Source organism: Streptomyces sp. B21-083 (genome assembly GCF_036898825.1).
Lineage (GTDB): Bacteria > Actinomycetota > Actinomycetes > Streptomycetales > Streptomycetaceae > Streptomyces.
The window spans coordinates 5,095,262-5,111,166 of sequence record NZ_JARUND010000001.1; the positions used below are offsets into that span (position 1 = coordinate 5,095,262).

Consider the following 15,905-nt stretch of genomic DNA (forward strand, 5'->3'; position numbering starts at 1 on the left):
GCGCACTGGGTAACGTGATGCTTGCGGGACGCTCGCCGGGACGCCTGTCACGCCTGTTCCCGGCCGAGTGGCACCCACCCCGTGCACGGGTATCGGGAAAAGGTGACCGCACTGGTTTCCCGGCAACCCCGGGGCCGGACCGACGGAGGAGTACACGTGACCGTGGAGAGCACTGCCGCGCGCAAACCGCGACGCAGCGCCGGAAGCAAGACCGGTACCACCCGCACCACCGCGCAGAGCGCCGACACGCCGGCCGTCGACGCAACTGCCACGGCCGCGCCGCCCGCCACATCCACCGCGACGAAGGCCACGGCCGCGAAGCGCGTCACCGCCAAACGCGCCGCCGCGAAGAAGCCGGCCGCCAAGTCGGCCGAAAAGCCGGCCGGGACGGGCGCCGATCCGGACCTCGTCCAACTACTGACCCCCGAGGGCAGGCGGGTCAAGAACGCCGCCTACGACCCGTACGTCGCCGCCCTCACCCCCGACGACCTGCGCGGCCTGTACCGGGACATGGTGCTGACCCGCCGCTTCGACGCCGAGGCCACCGCCCTCCAGCGGCAGGGCGAGCTGGGCCTGTGGGCCTCGCTGCTCGGCCAGGAGGCCGCCCAGATCGGCTCCGGCCGTGCCACCCGGCCCGACGACTACGTCTTCCCGACCTACCGCGAGCACGGCGTGGCCTGGTGCCGGGACATCGACCCGACCAACCTGCTGGGCATGTTCCGTGGGGTGAACCACGGCGGCTGGGACCCCAACACCAACAACTTCCACCTCTACACGATCGTCATCGGCTCGCAGACCCTGCACGCCACCGGCTACGCGATGGGTGTGGCCAAGGACGGCGCCGACTCCGCGGTCATCGCGTACTTCGGGGACGGCGCCTCCAGCCAGGGCGACGTCGCCGAGTCCTTCACCTTCGCCTCGGTCTACAACGCCCCCGTGGTGTTCTTCTGCCAGAACAACCAATGGGCCATCTCCGAGCCGACCGAGCGCCAGACCCGCGTCCCGCTCTACCAGCGCGCGCAGGGCTACGGCTTCCCGGGCGTACGGGTGGACGGCAACGACGTGCTGGCCGTCCTCGCGGTGACGAGGTGGGCCCTGGAGCGGGCCCGCAGCGGCGAGGGCCCGACGCTGGTCGAGGCGTACACATACCGCATGGGCGCCCACACCACCTCCGACGACCCGACCCGCTACCGCCACGACGACGAGCGGGCGGCCTGGGAGGTGAAGGACCCGATCACGCGTCTGCGGACCTACCTGGAGGCCTCAAACCACGCGGAAGAGGGATTTTTCGCGGAACTGGAGGCCGAGAGTGAGTCGTTGGGCAGGCGAGTACGCGAAGTGGTCCGTGCGATGCCCGACCCGGACCCGTTCGCGATGTTCGAGCACACCTACGCCGACGGGCACGCGCTCGTCGACGAGGAGCGGGCCGAGTTCGCCGCCTACCAGGCGTCGTTCGCAGATGTGGAGGGGGCATGACCATGGCGGCTGAGACAGTGGCTTCGACGAACGCGGCCCCGAAGACCGTGACGTCCAAGAGCATGGCCCTGGCGAAGGCGATCAACGAATCGCTGCGCAAGGCCCTGGAGTCGGACCCCAAGGTCCTCATCATGGGTGAGGACGTCGGCAAGCTCGGCGGAGTCTTCCGGGTCACCGACGGTCTGCAGAAGGACTTCGGCGAGGACCGGGTCATCGACACCCCGCTCGCCGAGTCGGGCATCGTCGGCACGGCCATCGGCCTCGCCCTGCGCGGCTACCGCCCGGTGGTCGAGATCCAGTTCGACGGCTTCGTCTTCCCGGCGTACGACCAGATCGTCACCCAGCTCGCGAAGATGCACGCGCGCGCGTTGGGCAAGATCAAGCTCCCGATCGTCATCCGCATCCCGTACGGCGGCGGCATCGGCGCGGTCGAGCACCACTCGGAGTCCCCGGAGGCGCTCTTCGCGCATGTGGCGGGCCTCAAAGTGGTGTCCCCGGCCAACGCGTCGGACGCGTACTGGATGATGCAGCAGGCCATCCAGAGCAACGACCCGGTGATCTTCTTCGAGCCGAAGCGACGCTACTGGGACAAGGCCGAGGTCGATGTCGAGGCCATCCCTGGCCCGCTCCACAAGGCCCAGGTGGTCCGCCAGGGCACCGATCTCACCCTCGCCGCCTACGGCCCGATGGTGAAGCTGTGCCTGGAGGTCGCGAACGCGGCGGCCGAGGAGGGCCGGTCCCTGGAGGTCCTCGACCTCCGGTCGGTCTCCCCGCTCGACTTCGACTCCGTCCAGGCCTCGGTCGAGAAGACCCGCCGCCTGGTCGTGGTGCACGAGGCACCGGTGTTCTTCGGTTCGGGCGCGGAGATCGCGGCCCGGATCACGGAACGCTGCTTCTACCACCTGGAGGCACCGGTGCTCAGGGTCGGCGGCTATCACGCCCCGTACCCGCCGGCGCGCCTGGAGGAGGAGTACCTACCGAGCCTGGACCGGGTGCTCGACGCCGTCGACCGCTCGCTGGCGTACTGAGGAGAGGGACGTGACGACGATGACTGACGCGTCCGTTCGCGAGTTCAAGATGCCCGACGTGGGCGAGGGACTCACCGAGGCCGAGATCCTCAAGTGGTACGTCCAGCCGGGCGACACCGTCACCGACGGCCAGGTGGTGTGCGAGGTCGAGACCGCCAAGGCGGCCGTCGAACTGCCCATCCCGTACGACGGGGTCGTGCGCTCACTGCACTTCCCCGAGGGCACGACGGTCGACGTGGGTACGTCGATCATCGCGGTGGACGTGACGGGCGGGCCCGGGGCCGCGGTGGAGGCCGAGGCCCCCGTTCCGGCCGAGGCACCCCGGGCAGCACCCGAGGCGGCACCCGAGGAGGCGAAACCGCCGGCCCGCCAGCCGGTCCTCGTCGGCTACGGCGTGGCCGTCTCCTCGACCAAGCGCCGCCCCCGCAAGGGCGCCGAGATCCCGGCCCAGGAGGTCGCCGCGGCGGTCCAGCACGAGCTGAACGGCCACAGCGGGCGGGCGGAGACGAACAACGGCCACGGCGTCCTCAGCGGCACCGGCACCGCTCTGCCCGGCCAGGCGCTCGTGGCCGCGGTGACAGCCCGTCCGCTGGCGAAACCGCCGGTGCGCAAGCTCGCCAAGGATCTCGGCGTCGACCTGGCGACGGTGACGCCGTCGGGCCCCGACGGCGTCATCACGCGCGAGGACGTGCACGCGGCGGTGGCCCCGACGGTCCCCGAGCCGGTGCGCACGGCGCCGGCCCTCCCGGCGGCTCCGGCGCCGGCGGCCACGTACGACGGCACACGGGAGACGCGCGTCCCGGTCAGGGGCGTACGGAAGGCGACCGCGGCGGCGATGGTCGGCTCGGCGTTCACGGCGCCGCATGTCACGGAGTTCGTGACGGTGGACGTGACGCGCACCCTGAAGCTGGTCGAGGAGCTCAAGGGGGCCCCCGACTCCTACGGGCTGGCGGGGCTGCGGGTGAACCCGCTGCTCCTGATCGCCAAGGCCCTGCTGGTCGCGATCAAGCGCCACCCGGACATCAACGCGTCCTGGGACGAGGCGAACCAGGAGATCGTGCTCAAGCACTACGTCAACCTGGGTATCGCCGCTGCCACCCCGCGCGGTCTGATCGTCCCGAACATCAAGGACGCCCACGACAAGACGCTCCCGCAACTGGCGGAGGCGCTCGGCGAGTTGGTGTCCACCGCCCGGGACGGAAAGACCTCCCCCGGCGCGATGCAGGGCGGCACGGTGACGATCACGAACGTCGGTGTCTTCGGCGTCGACACGGGCACGCCGATCCTCCCTCCCGGCGAGGCCGCGATCCTGGCGGTCGGCTCGATAAAGCTCCAACCGTGGGTCCACAAGGGCAAGGTGAAGCCCCGTCAGGTGACGACCCTGGCCCTCTCCTTCGACCACCGGCTGGTGGACGGGGAGCTGGGGTCCAAGGTGCTGGCGGACGTGGCGGCGATCCTGGAGCAGCCGAAGAAGCTCATCACCTGGGCGTGAGAGTCCGGGGCGATATAAGTTGAAATCTGAAGGGGCGGCCGCAAGTTCGGATTGCGGCCGCCCCTTCTGTTCTGTCCTCGGGTCGGTCAGGCGTGGTTCAGCACGTACACGGGCGCTCCGCCCTCCGCTCCGCCTCGCGAGCGGATGCAGGCGTGTTTGCGCAGCAGGCGGAGGCATTCGTTGACACGGTGCACCGACAGGCCCGTACGGGCGGCGATCGATTCGAGCGGCTCCCGGAGTTCACCCTTCTCGACAAGAACCGGGGCGATGACGACGGCCACCGTCCACACGTCCTCTGTCACCGACAACCGGTGCCGCCAGTCGGCCAGTACGGCCTCGGTGGTGGGAGCGGTGGCTGTGGTGGGCGCCTGCCGAGTGGCGAACAGGACGTCGAGCCCGTTCGCGATGCGGTCCATGGCCTGGGCGATGGCTTGCTGGGCCGTGAGCGTTTCGCGCTGCATCTCGACCATGGTCCGTTGCAGGGCGAGCGATTCGTGCTGGGCGACGGCGAGTTGCTCGTCCGCCTGAAGGTTGCGTTCTTCGAGCCGCACGATGGCCTCGGCGACCTGCTCCGGCATCGCGTAGGCGATGGGGGCGCCCGGCTCGGCAGGTTGCACCTCTGCCTCTTCGAGGCTGTAGGAACCCTCTCGCTGGACTGTCTCGATGACTTCGGCGGCCCACTGCTTGAAGGGGGCGCAGGCGGGTTTGGTGCAGGCGCTGACAAGGAGGATCAGGCCTTGGAGCGAGATGACATTCAAGTCTCGACGCCACTCTCTACCTGCGGGAACGCTGAGACCGTAACCTCCAGTTAGGGTCTCAAGAATCTCTCGATGGTCCTCCGGGACGTGGTCGGAGAGCGCCTTCTGAGTGTTGGTGTGCCCGAGTTCCTTGCAGACATCCACCGCCGGAAACCAATGGGTCCCGTCCGGCAGGGTCAGCCGGCGGACGCGGGCTGCCGTGGCCGCGTACACGAAGTCGCTGACGTCGATCGCGTCGTACTGCGCCCGAGGGTTGGGCTGGTGCTTGCTGGGTTCGATCATGTGAACCACCTCCGTCGTGGAACCTAGGACGGCGAAAATCGAATATGCCAGCCAGGGCAAGGACGTTCACGCATCCGAGTGAGGTGATCACGAATCCCGCCGCACCGGACCACCGAGGCGTGTAGGCCGGACGGCGAAGGGGCCCGCCGCGTCGTTCGCGGCGAGCCCCTTCTCGGTGCGTGGGTGTCAGCCCAGGCGCGCGAAGCCGTAGTTCATCAGCTTCTTCGCGTCCGCCGTGCGGTTGGCGACCGACGTGGAGGCGAGGACCGTACCGATGACCGTCTTGCCGTTGCGGGTGGCCGCGAAGACCAGGCAGTACTTGGCCTGCGGTCCGGAGCCCGTCTTGATGCCGATGGTGCCGGCGTAGCCGGACAGCAGCGGCTTGTTGGTGTTCTCCCAGCTCATCCAGCGGGTGCCACCGGTCTTGGTGGTGACCTTCTCCTTGAAGTTCTGCGTCTTCACTATGGCGCGGAAGGCGCCGTTCTTCATGGTGTTGCTGGCGAGCTTCGTCAGGTCCTTCGGCGTCGAGTAGTTGGCGCCGTTGCCGATGCCGTCGAAGCTGTCGAACTTGGTGTTCGTCATGCCGAGGCTCCGGGCCATGGTGTTCATCTTGCCGATGAACGACTTCACCCGGGCGTCACGCGTCGTGCCGGCGCCGAACTTGTCGGCGAGCGCGTACGCGGCGTCGCAGCCCGACGGCAGCATCAGCCCGTACAGCAGCTGGCGGACCGTGACCTTGTCGCCGACGATCAGACCGGCCGAGGAGGCGGTGTTGGCGACGATGTAGTCGCTGTACGCCTTCTGGATGGTGACCTTGGCGTTGAGGTTCAGGTTCGCCTGTGCCAGCACGACCTTCGCCGTCATGATCTTCGTGGTGGAACCAGTGGACAGCTTGGTGTCCGGGAGCTTCCCGTACAGGGTCGTGCCGTTGGCGTTGTTCATCAGATAGCCGCCCTTGGCGACGATCGTGGGAACGGCCACAGCGGCCTGTGCGGGCGCCGCGGTGAGCGCTCCGGTCGCGAGCACGGCGCCGGTGGTGACCACCACGGCTGCGGCTCTACGAAAACGGATGCCCTGGATGCCGGTTATCAACTTCAATACCCCGATTACGTCTGAATCGTCCGAATGCCCCTGGAGAGCGGCCGAGTTGGCCGAGTAGGCGAAACGCCGCTCTCGTGTGACTCGTAACTAGCACAGTAGGTTGTGCGCGTGCTGAGGCGGGTTCCCCGATTTTCCCTTTCCGAGGGACGCCGTATGGCTCTGCGCGGTTCCCGCGCCCCTTCCGGAAGTTGAACTGTTACCCGCGGGGCGACGTCACGCCTCGAACGGGGATCGGCTCCCGAGGTCGGTCCATATGGCGGACGGCCACCCTCATGCGTACGTGTTGTATCTATGCTGTCGGCATGAGCAGCCCGGCCTTGCAGCACGTGAAGCAACCTCCCGCCGCCGACCGGGTCTACGCCCATGTCAAAGAGGGCGTCCTGGACCGCCGTTACGAGGGCGGGACACTGCTCACCGAAGGCGAGCTGGCCGAGGCCGTAGGGGTGTCGCGCACGCCCGTGCGGGAGGCGCTGCTGCGGCTGGAGGCCGAGGGCCTGATCAAGCTCTACCCGAAGAAGGGCGCGCTGGTCCTGCCGGTCTCCGCGCAGGAGATCGCGGACGTCGTCGAGACCCGGCAGCTGGTCGAGGAGCACGCCATCCGCAAGGCGGCGCCCGCCTCGCCGCAGCTCATCGCCCGGCTCACCGAACTGCTCGACAGTCAGCGCGAGCAGGCCGCCGCGGGAGACCTCGCGGGCGCCGCCGTGACCGACCGGTGCTTCCACGCCGAGATCGTCCGCAGTGGGGGCAACGAGATCCTCTCCCGGCTCTACGACCAACTGCGCGACCGCCAGCTGCGGATGGGCGTCGCCTTCATGCACGCCCACCCCGACCGCATCAACAAGACGCTCACCGAGCACCAGGAGATCCTCGACGCGCTGCGCTCGGGCGACCCGGAGGCGGCGGTCGCGATCGTGCACCGGCACGTCAACTGGTTCTCCAACCTGGCCCGGGGCGACGTCCGATGAGCACCAAGCCCCTCGTCGGCGCCGGTTCCGGCGTGCTGCCCGGCGATCCTCCCGGCGGTCGTCGCGCCGTGCTCGTCTGGTCCGTCGGCGTTTCCGTGTACTTCGTCGCCGTCATCTTCCGTACGTCACTGGGGGTGGCCGGGCTCGACGCCGCCGACCGCTTCCACGTGGGCGCCTCCGCCCTGTCCACCTTCTCGATCCTCCAGCTCCTCGTCTACGCGGGCATGCAGATACCGGTCGGACTGCTCGTCGACCGGCTCGGCACCAAGAAGGTGCTGACCATCGGGGTCGTGCTGTTCACGGCCGGGCAGCTGGGCTTCGCGTTCTCCCCCTCGTACGCCACGGCCCTCGCCTCCCGCGCGCTGCTCGGGTGCGGGGACGCGATGACGTTCATCAGCGTGCTGCGGCTGGGGTCCCGGTGGTTCCCGGCGCGGCGCGGGCCCATGATCGCGCAGCTGGCGGGGCTGGCCGGGATGGCGGGCAACCTCGTCTCGACGCTCGTCATCGCGCGGCTGCTGCACGGCGTCGGGTGGACGGCGGCCTTCGCGGGCAGCGCGGTCGCGGGCCTGGTGGTCCTCGTGCTGATGCTCCTGTTCCTCAGGGATCATCCGGACGGACACGAGCCGGAGCCGTTCCCGCACCAGGGGGCCGCGTACGTCCGCCGGCAGATCACCGCCTCGTGGCGCGAGCCCGGGACGCGGCTCGGCCTGTGGGTGCACTTCACCACGCAGTTCCCGGCGATGGTGTTCCTGCTGCTGTGGGGCCTGCCGTTCCTCGTCGAGGCACAGGGGCTGTCGCGGGCGACGGCGGGGGAGCTGCTGACACTGGTCGTGCTGTCGAACATGGCGCTCGGCCTGGTGTACGGCCAGATCGTCGCCCGGCACCACACGGCGCGGCTGCCGCTGGCCCTGGGCACGGTGGGCGTCACGGCGGTGACGTGGGCGGTGGCACTCTCCTACCCGGCGCTGTCCGGCGCCGACCACGACCCGATGTGGCTGCTCGTGGTGCTGTGCGCGGTGCTGGGGGCCTGCGGACCGGCCTCGATGCTCGGCTTCGACTTCGCCCGGCCGGCGAATCCGCCCGAGCGTCAGGGCACGGCGTCCGGGATCACCAACATGGGCGGTTTCGTCGCCTCGATGACGACGCTGTTCGCGGTCGGTGTGCTGCTCGACCTGACCGGCGACAACTACACGGCCGCGTTCTCGTTCGTGTTCCTGTTGCAGGGGGTCGGCGTCAGCCAGATCCTGCGGTTGCGGAAGCGGGCGGCCCTGCGGGAGCGGGAGCGAGTGGTTGTCAGCAGGGTGACTTCAGTGCACGTTCCTGTGTAGGCGCCGCGTGTTGATGCGGGCGTCTCTGGGGGCTGCCGCCCCCAGGCCCCCGCTTCGGCCCTGAAGGGGCATCGTCCTCAAACTCCCCCAGAGGGGGACTTCCAACGGGCTGAAGGGCATCCTCAGGGAGTCACCGCGAAGTGGCGCAGGATCGCTTCCGTGAGGCCCGGGTCGCCCTCCGCCTTGACGCGGTCGGCCACGGCCTCCGGGGTCACCCGGCCGCAGGCGAGGCGGAAGTAGGTCTCCCAGTCGAGGGCGAAGGTGGCGGCGGGGCCCAGGGCAGGGGAGGTCTCCAGCGTGCCGCGGCCGTTGATGTCGACGCGGATCGTGCGCAGGAACTCGATGGGCCCGTGCACGTCGAAGACGACCGCCGAACTGCGCGGCGCCCCCGCGTCCTTGGCGACGACCTTCGGCAGCATCCCGAGGAGTACGTCCCGCACGATGTGCGCGCCGGGCGAGTCGAGGTTGCCGGGCCGGCCGAGGGCGGTACGCAGGTCCTGCTCGTGCACCCATACGTCGTACGCCCGCACGCGCATGGCGTCCACGAGGGCGGTCTCCCGGCCGTGCAGGCCACGGATGATCGCCCCCGGTTCCCGTGTCTCGTTGCGCAGCTGGCGGTTGCGGCGGATGACCGTGTACTCCAGCTCGGACGTCATCTCGGGGGCCGTGTGGTGCCGCCGTACGTCGACCTGCATCTCCGTGTAGCGCTGCTGCTCGTTGGTGACGTGGTAGAGGTCGCGCGGGAGGGTGTGGATGGGACGCGGGTCGCCGAGCATCTCGCACTCCATGCCGATGACATGGGAGACCACGTCACGGACCGACCAGCCCGGACATGGGGTCCGGCGGTTCCACTCGCCCTCCACGAGCGGTGACACCAGCTCGGATATAGCGTCGATGGAGTGGGTCCAGGCGTCGGCGTAGGGCTGGAGAGTGGGATGCAGACTCACGGAACGGGACCCCTCGGGCGGTCGGTACGCGGGCAGTGGTGACGGCGGATGACGGCGGGTGTCGACGGCGTTGTCGGCGGTACGAAGGCGCGGGCGGGACAACTGTCAGCGGGTGTCTTGGAACGTTAAGTTACGCTGCTGTGAGGCACCCCGGCAGTGCTTTCGTGTGACGATCGTAGGCCCGTGTGAACGGCTCGAATGTCAGGACGGTGGTAGTGTGCGCGCCTCGCTCATCCAGATCGGTGCAGAAGAGGGCGAATCGGTCGAATCGCGTAGAAGGCGCGTGGCCTCGCTGGTGCGCGACGAGTCCGGTGCCGACCTCGTCGTACTGCCCGAGCTGTGGACGACCGGGGCTTTCGCGTACGAGAGGTTCGCGACGGAGGCCGAGTCGCTGGACGGCCCGACGTACGAGGCGATGGCCAAGGCGGCGAGCGACGCGGGCGTGTGGCTGCACGCGGGCTCGATCCCGGAACGCGACCCCGACGGCCCTCTGTACAACACCTCCCTCGTCTTCTCCCCCGCCGGCGATCTGGCCGCCGTCTACCGCAAGATCCATCGCTTCGGCTTCGACAAGGGCGAGGCCGTGCTGATGGGGGCGGGCGAGGAACTGGCCACCGTCCGTCTCCCCGAGACGACCATCGGCGTCGCCACCTGCTACGACCTCCGTTTCCCCGAACTCTTCCGCGGCCTTGTCGACGAGGGCGCGGAGACCATCGTCATCTCGGCGGGCTGGCCGGAACGGCGGCGCGCCCACTGGACGCTCCTGGCCCAGGCGCGGGCGGTCGAGAACCAGGCGTACGTCCTTGCCTGTGGAACGGCCGGTACCCATGCGGGAGTTCCACAGGCCGGTCACTCGATCGTGGTCGATCCGTGGGGCGAGGTGCTGGCGGAGGCGGGCGAGGGCGAGGAGATCCTGCGGGTCGAGTTCGACCCCGCGAAGGTGGGGGAGACGCGGGAGCAGTTCCCCGCGCTGAAGGACCGGGTGCTGGGGCTGGCCGTCCCGCGTCGCCCTTGACGCGGACCGACGCGGCGCCGGGGCGGGGAGACCGCTCGTCCCGACTCCCGCCCCACGCGCCCTCGGGCCCCTGGTCTCAGTCGTCCGTCCGCTCCTTCTCCGCCAGGTGGATCACGCAGACCGCCACCGCGATCAGGAGCGCCGGATCCGCGTCCTCCCGGACGACATCGACCCCGTAGGTCTCCCGGACGTGCAGCCAGCGGCGGGAGATCTGGGCGAGGAGTTCGCCGTCGTGGTCGACCGCGAACTCCCGGTCCAGGATCTTCCCGCTGACGTCCAGTTCCGTGCCGTCCACCAGCGTCACCCGGTAGTGGTTGCGCAGCAGGGACAGGCGTTTACGTCTGATCGTCGCCAGCTGGTCGCCCGCCCGTTCGATCACCATGGTGTCGCGCAGGGCGAACATCTTCTGGTGGATGTCGATCAGCACCTGCCCCTGCGTGTCCTTCAGTTCGAAGGTGTCCCGCAGCCGCATCGCCTTGCCGTCGACCAGGTACACCTTGTCGCCGTGCTGGTTCTCGATCCAGTAGTCGTCGCCGAAGCCGAGCAGCCGGTCGCGTACGAGGAATCTCATGTACTCACCGCTTCCCCGTAGCGGCGTCCGGAAAGCCGCCGGTACGCCGATGGGCCGATGCCGGTTCAGCCGTGGTGGCGGTCCTCGTCGATCACGGTCGTCGAGGGCGGTATCAGCACCCGTCGGCGACGCGCGACGCTGCGGAACGCGAGGGCGCCGATCAGTCCGACGATCATCAGGATGACGCCGACCAGGTCGAGGTTGACCCCCTCCATCTCCCAGTCGGTCGCGAAGGTGAGGATGGCTCCCACGGCGATGAGGATGATGCATCCGCCGAGGCTCATGAGTGTTGCCTCCCTGTCGGGTCCGGTCGTTCCGGAGGTTCCGGGTGTTCCGGAGTGTCCGGGTGCCCGGAGCCGGGACAGGTATGCGTTGTTCGCGTGACCGGACTGGTCCTCAGCCCTCCAGGAAGGCGACCAGGGCGTTGGCGAGCAGGTGTGGGTCGTCGGCGCCGCACAACTCCCGTGCGCTGTGCATCGACAGGATCGCCACACCGATGTCGACCGTCTTGATGCCGTGCCTCGCGGCGGTGATCGGACCGATCGTCGTGCCGCAGGGCATGGAGTTGTTGGAGACGAAGTTCTGGAACGGGACGCCGGCCTTGTCGCAGGTGGCCGCCCAGACCGCACGGCCCGAACCGTCCGTGGCGTAGCGGTTGTTGACGTTGACCTTGAGGATGGGGCCGCCGTTGACGCGCGGGTGGTGCGTCGGGTCGTGCCGCTCCGCGTAGTTGGGGTGGACGGCGTGGCCCGTGTCGGAGGAGAGACAGACGGTGCCCGCGAACGCCCTTGCCCGGTCCTCGTACACCCCTCCGCGCGCGAACACCGAACGCTCCAGCACGCTGCCGAGGAGCGGGCCGTCCGCGCCGGTGTCGCTCTGCGAACCGTTCTCCTCGTGGTCGAACGCCGCGAGGACCGGGATGTACGGAAGCTGCTCGGAGCCGGTGGACACGGCAGCGAGGGCCGCCGTGGCGGCGTGTACGGACAGGAGGTTGTCCATGCGCGGCCCCGCGACCAGCTCCCGGTCGCGGCCCAGGTAGGCGGGCGGTTCGACGGAGTGGGCCATCAGGTCCCAGCCGGTGACCTCCCCCGGCGCGAGCCCGCACTCCTCTTCGACGAAGGCGATCAGGTCGCCCTCGCGGACGTCGTCCGACATGCCCCAGATCGGCTGCAGATGGCGCTGCTTGTCGAGCTTCAGGCCGTCGGTGTTCACGGCACGGTCGAGGTGGATGGCGAGCTGGGGGACTCGCAGAAGGGGCCGGTCGACGTCCACCAGGCGCGTGGTGCCGTCCCGCAGGGTGAGGCGGCCGGCCAGGCCGAGGTCGCGGTCGAGCCAGGAGTTGAGCAGCGGTCCGCCGTAGATCTCCACGGCGACCTGGCGCCAGCCGTGCGCACCGAGGTCGGGCACCGGCTTGACCCGCAGGTTGGGGGAGTCGGTGTGGGCGCCGACGATCCGGAAGGGGGTGTGCGGCGTGGCGCCCTCGGGGACGTACCAGGCCACGATCGCGCCGCCGCGCAGCACGTACTTGCCGCCGCTCGTCCCGTCCCAGGCGTCCGTCTCGGCGACCTGGCGGAAGCCCGCCTTCTCCAGCCGCTGGGCGGTGTTCGCCACGGCGTGGTACGGCGACGGACTCGCCGCCAGGAAGGACATCAAGTCGTCGGTGTGGCCGCGGTCGAAGCGGTGGGGTGCGCTCATGGGGTTCACCTTAACGACGTAACAGGGCCCGCTCCCTGGGATGGCGAGCGGGCTCTCGTAACGGGGATGTGAAGGCCGGACAACTGGCTCGGGAGTCAGTTTCCGGACACCGGACGGACCGTGGAGGTGTGTCCCGGTTCAGCAGTACGGCGGCCCGCCCCGGAGGTGATCCGGGTGCGGGCCGCCGTACTTGGCCTGCTGTGTGCGCGGGATGTGCGCTCAGAAAGCCGCCTCGTCCAGCTCCATCACGTCGAGGTCGACTCCGGCCGCGAGCTTGCGGGCGCCGGTGACGCCGGGGAGGACGTTGGCCGCGAAGAACTTCGCCGCCGCGATCTTGCCCGTGTAGAAGGGGACGTCCTTCGCCGACGCCGTGGGCAGCTTCTCGGCGGCCACGGCGGCGCCCTTGAGGAGCAGGTAGCCGACGACGACGTCGCCCGAGGCCATCAGCAGGCGGGTGGTGTTGAGGCCCACCTTGTAGATGTTCCTGACGTCCTGCTCGGTCGCCGCGAGGTCCGTCAGCATCAGGCCGACGATGGCCTCCAGTTCGACGGCCGCCTTGGCGAGCTGCTCGCGCGCCACCGCCAGGTCCTCGCCGCCCGTGCCCGGCGCGAGGAACTTCTTGATGTCCTCGGCGAGGGAGTTGAGGGCCGCGCCCTGGTTGCGGACGATCTTGCGGAAGAAGTAGTCCTGGCCCTGGATCGCGGTCGTGCCCTCGTACAGGGTGTCGATCTTGGCGTCGCGGATGTACTGCTCGATCGGGTACTCCTGGAGGAACCCGGAGCCGCCGAAGGTCTGGAGCGACTGGGCGAGCTGCTCGTAGCCCTTCTCGGAGCCGTAGCCCTTCACGATCGGGAGCAGGAGGTCGTTGAGGGCCTCCAGCGCGGCGCTGTCCTCGCCCGCCGCCTCCTTGACCTGGATCTCGTCCTGGACGGAGGCCGTGTAGAGCACCAGGGCGCGCATGCCCTCGGCGTACGCCTTCTGCGTGATCAGCGAGCGGCGGACGTCCGGGTGGTGCGTGATGGTGACCTTGGGTGCCGTCTTGTCCATGAAGTTGGCGAGATCCGGACCCTGGACGCGCTCCTTGGCGTACTCAAGGGCGTTGAGGTAGCCGGTCGACAGCGTCGAGATGGCCTTCGTGCCGACCATCATGCGGGCGGACTCGATGATCCGGAACATCTGCCGGATGCCGTCGTGCTTGTCACCGATCAGCCAGCCCTTGGCGGGGTGTCGGTCGCCGAAGGTCATCTCGCAGGTGTTGGAGGCCTTGAGGCCCATCTTGTGCTCGACGTTCGTCGCGTACGCGCCGTTGCGCTCGCCGAGCTCGCCGGTCTCGAAGTCGAAGAGGTACTTCGGTACGAGGAAGAGGGACAGGCCCTTGGTGCCGGGGCCGTGGCCCTCGGGGCGGGCGAGGACGTAGTGGAGGATGTTCTCCTCCATGTCGTGCTCACCGGACGTGATGAACCGCTTCACGCCCTCGATGTGCCAGGAACCGTCGTCCTGCAAGGCCGCCTTGGTGCGGCCGGCGCCCACGTCCGAGCCGGCGTCCGGCTCGGTGAGGACCATGGTGGAGCCCCAGGTCTTCTCGACGGCGATCTGGGCGATCTTCTTCTGTACGTCGTTGCCCTCGTCGTAGAGGAGGCTGGCGAACGCCGGGCCGGAGGCGTACATCCACACGGCCGGGTTGGAGCCGAGCACCAGCTCCGCGGACGCCCAGATCAGGGAGCGCGGGGAGGTGGTGCCGCCGATCTCCTCGGGCAGGCCGAGGCGCCAGTACTCCGAGTCCATGAAGGCCTTGTAGCTCTTCTTGAAGGACGCCGGGACGGGCGCGGTGTTCGTCGCGGGGTCGAAGACCGGCGGGGTGCGGTCGCCGTCCGTGAAGGACTCGGCCAGCTCGTTCTCCGCGAGGCGCGTCATCTCCTCGAGGATGCTCTTGGCGGTGTCCGCGTCCATCTCCGCGAACGGACCCGTGCCGTACAGCTTGTCGCGCCCGAGGACCTCGAAGAGGTTGAACTCGATGTCGCGGAGATTCGACTTGTAGTGCCCCATGGCGACGGCTCCGTAAAGAGATCGGCGAGGCACTGGCTCCTCGCGCCTAATTCGCATACCGACTAGTAGCTACCTTCCCACGATGATGCTACCCGTCGGTAATAAGACGCAACCCCACCCGGCCATATGTGACGCGGAACGCGCCACAGGCCGGGGCGAATGGTCTAGACCGGGACGGTAAGGGTGGCTGTGTAGCCCTTGTCCACGCTGCCTGCCATGGCCGCCAGCTGCTGGTCGTAGCCGTCGCTGAAGATCATGTCGGTTTCCAGGGAGAGCCGCGCCGGGTTCTCCACGCTGCGGCTGTAGCCGTCCGTCGCGTACACCGTGTCGCAGACGTCCTTCGGGAGCGCCAGCTGCGAGGTGCTGGTGATGGCGGTGGCGGCGGTGGCGTCCGCCAGGCTGCTGTAGACCTCGAAGTGGATGTGCGGCCAGCGGCCCGGGTAACAGCCCGGGAAGACGCTCGTGAAGGTGACCCGGCCCTTGTCGTCGGTCTCCTGGACGCCCCGCAGGTAGTTCTCGTCGGTGACTCCCTCCGTGTAGAGGGAGTAGTCGCCGGCGCGGTCGCACTGCCAGAGGTAGACGGCGGCGCCCGCTCTGGGGGTTCCGCAGCCGGAGGCCGCGTCGACGACGGTGAGCGTGATCGTGAGCGGCACGCCCTCGGCCCTGCCGCCCGCCGAGTCGCCGAAGCTGGACGTGATGTCGCTCCGGACGACTCCGCTCTCCTTGAGCACGTTCACCCCGTTCGAACCGTCGCCCGGGTAGGGGCCGGCGGTCTCGTCGGGGATGGTCGCGCACTCCGTGGAGGACGAGGAGGCCGTGCCGCCGGACGAGGTGTCGGAGGCGGCTGCGGAGGACGTCGTGTCGTCGTCGTCGGCGCAACCCGCCAGCGGCAGCAGGCTAGCGCCGGCCAGCAGCCGGATCATCCGACGGCGGGCGAGCACCGGAAGGTCGTAGGAGAGGCCTCTGTCGTGCTCGTGGTCCTCGTGGTCGTGCAGCCCGTGTCCGTGGCCTGTTGCCGGTCCGTTCATCGCCGTCTCCTTCTGCGCCGGCGCCTGCCGGCTGTTGCCCGGACTTTGCCACCGCCTGATGTCTTCTTTGCCGGCGTCGACGGTACGGGTGTCCACGGATGGGGCGAGAGCCGGCCAACCCCGTGCGAACGGAAGCGGGGGGCAGGCCCCGCCCCGGTCCCCCCGCGCTCTCG

At 69.2% G+C, this 15,905-nt stretch carries 14 protein-coding genes; 6 read left to right on the forward strand and 8 right to left on the reverse strand.

Going from position 1 to position 15,905, the window contains the following annotated elements:
- The first annotated feature begins 156 nt into the window (after positions 1-156).
- Genes pdhA through QA861_RS22930 form a run of 3 tightly spaced genes read left to right on the forward strand, consistent with a single transcriptional unit; the run spans position 157 to position 3,996 of the window.
- Complete coding sequence (pdhA, locus tag QA861_RS22920; protein ID WP_334590163.1) at positions 157-1,476, forward strand: pyruvate dehydrogenase (acetyl-transferring) E1 component subunit alpha; 1,320 nt, start codon at positions 157-159, stop codon at positions 1,474-1,476.
- A gap of 2 nt (positions 1,477-1,478) precedes the next feature.
- Entirely contained in the window at positions 1,479-2,504 is a 1,026-nt protein-coding gene (locus tag QA861_RS22925; protein ID WP_334590665.1) for an alpha-ketoacid dehydrogenase subunit beta, read from the forward strand.
- Between the two features lie 10 nt (positions 2,505-2,514).
- Positions 2,515-3,996, forward strand: a complete 1,482-nt coding sequence (locus tag QA861_RS22930; RefSeq protein WP_334590164.1) for a dihydrolipoamide acetyltransferase family protein — start codon at positions 2,515-2,517, stop codon at positions 3,994-3,996.
- Positions 3,997-4,082: 86 nt separating this feature from the next.
- Here QA861_RS22930 and QA861_RS22935 read toward each other — a convergent pair whose 3' ends face one another.
- Positions 4,083-5,036 (reverse strand): BRO-N domain-containing protein, encoded by a 954-nt coding sequence (locus tag QA861_RS22935; RefSeq protein ID WP_334590165.1) that lies wholly within the window; start codon positions 5,034-5,036, stop codon positions 4,083-4,085.
- A 186-nt stretch (positions 5,037-5,222) separates the two neighbouring features.
- Entirely contained in the window at positions 5,223-6,128 is a 906-nt protein-coding gene (locus QA861_RS22940) for a D-alanyl-D-alanine carboxypeptidase family protein (protein ID WP_334590666.1), read from the reverse strand.
- Positions 6,129-6,439: 311 nt separating this feature from the next.
- Between QA861_RS22940 and QA861_RS22945 the strand changes: the two genes are divergently transcribed.
- Positions 6,440-7,102: a GntR family transcriptional regulator gene (locus QA861_RS22945; protein ID WP_334590166.1), complete on the forward strand. Its 663-nt coding sequence runs from the start codon at positions 6,440-6,442 to the stop codon at positions 7,100-7,102.
- The gene (locus QA861_RS22950; protein ID WP_334590167.1) at positions 7,099-8,430 is read left to right on the forward strand and encodes an MFS transporter; all 1,332 of its coding nucleotides are present in this window, start codon (positions 7,099-7,101) and stop codon (positions 8,428-8,430) included. The genes QA861_RS22945 and QA861_RS22950 overlap by 4 nt, the downstream gene beginning before the upstream one ends.
- Positions 8,431-8,552: 122 nt before the next feature.
- Here the strand turns inward: QA861_RS22950 and QA861_RS22955 are convergent, their stop codons facing one another.
- On the reverse strand, positions 8,553-9,377 hold the full coding sequence (locus tag QA861_RS22955; RefSeq protein ID WP_334590168.1) for a maleylpyruvate isomerase family mycothiol-dependent enzyme: 825 nt from the start codon (positions 9,375-9,377) through the stop codon (positions 8,553-8,555).
- A gap of 217 nt (positions 9,378-9,594) precedes the next feature.
- Between QA861_RS22955 and QA861_RS22960 the strand changes: the two genes are divergently transcribed.
- Complete coding sequence (locus QA861_RS22960; RefSeq protein WP_334590169.1) at positions 9,595-10,392, forward strand: carbon-nitrogen family hydrolase; 798 nt, start codon at positions 9,595-9,597, stop codon at positions 10,390-10,392.
- Positions 10,393-10,468: 76 nt separating this feature from the next.
- Here QA861_RS22960 and QA861_RS22965 read toward each other — a convergent pair whose 3' ends face one another.
- From QA861_RS22965 to QA861_RS22985, 5 genes are all read right to left on the reverse strand, one after another.
- The gene (locus QA861_RS22965; protein ID WP_334590170.1) at positions 10,469-10,963 is read right to left on the reverse strand and encodes an LURP-one-related/scramblase family protein; all 495 of its coding nucleotides are present in this window, start codon (positions 10,961-10,963) and stop codon (positions 10,469-10,471) included.
- A 65-nt stretch (positions 10,964-11,028) separates the two neighbouring features.
- Complete coding sequence (locus tag QA861_RS22970; protein ID WP_334590171.1) at positions 11,029-11,247, reverse strand: DUF6458 family protein; 219 nt, start codon at positions 11,245-11,247, stop codon at positions 11,029-11,031.
- Between the two features lie 112 nt (positions 11,248-11,359).
- Positions 11,360-12,658, reverse strand: coding sequence for a M18 family aminopeptidase (locus tag QA861_RS22975; protein ID WP_334590172.1), 1,299 nt, complete (start codon positions 12,656-12,658; stop codon positions 11,360-11,362).
- A 219-nt stretch (positions 12,659-12,877) separates the two neighbouring features.
- On the reverse strand, positions 12,878-14,704 hold the full coding sequence (locus QA861_RS22980) for an acyl-CoA dehydrogenase (RefSeq protein ID WP_334590173.1): 1,827 nt from the start codon (positions 14,702-14,704) through the stop codon (positions 12,878-12,880).
- 164 nt (positions 14,705-14,868) lie between these two features.
- The gene (locus QA861_RS22985; protein ID WP_334590174.1) at positions 14,869-15,732 is read right to left on the reverse strand and encodes a dioxygenase family protein; all 864 of its coding nucleotides are present in this window, start codon (positions 15,730-15,732) and stop codon (positions 14,869-14,871) included.
- Between the last annotated feature and the right edge of the window lie 173 nt (positions 15,733-15,905).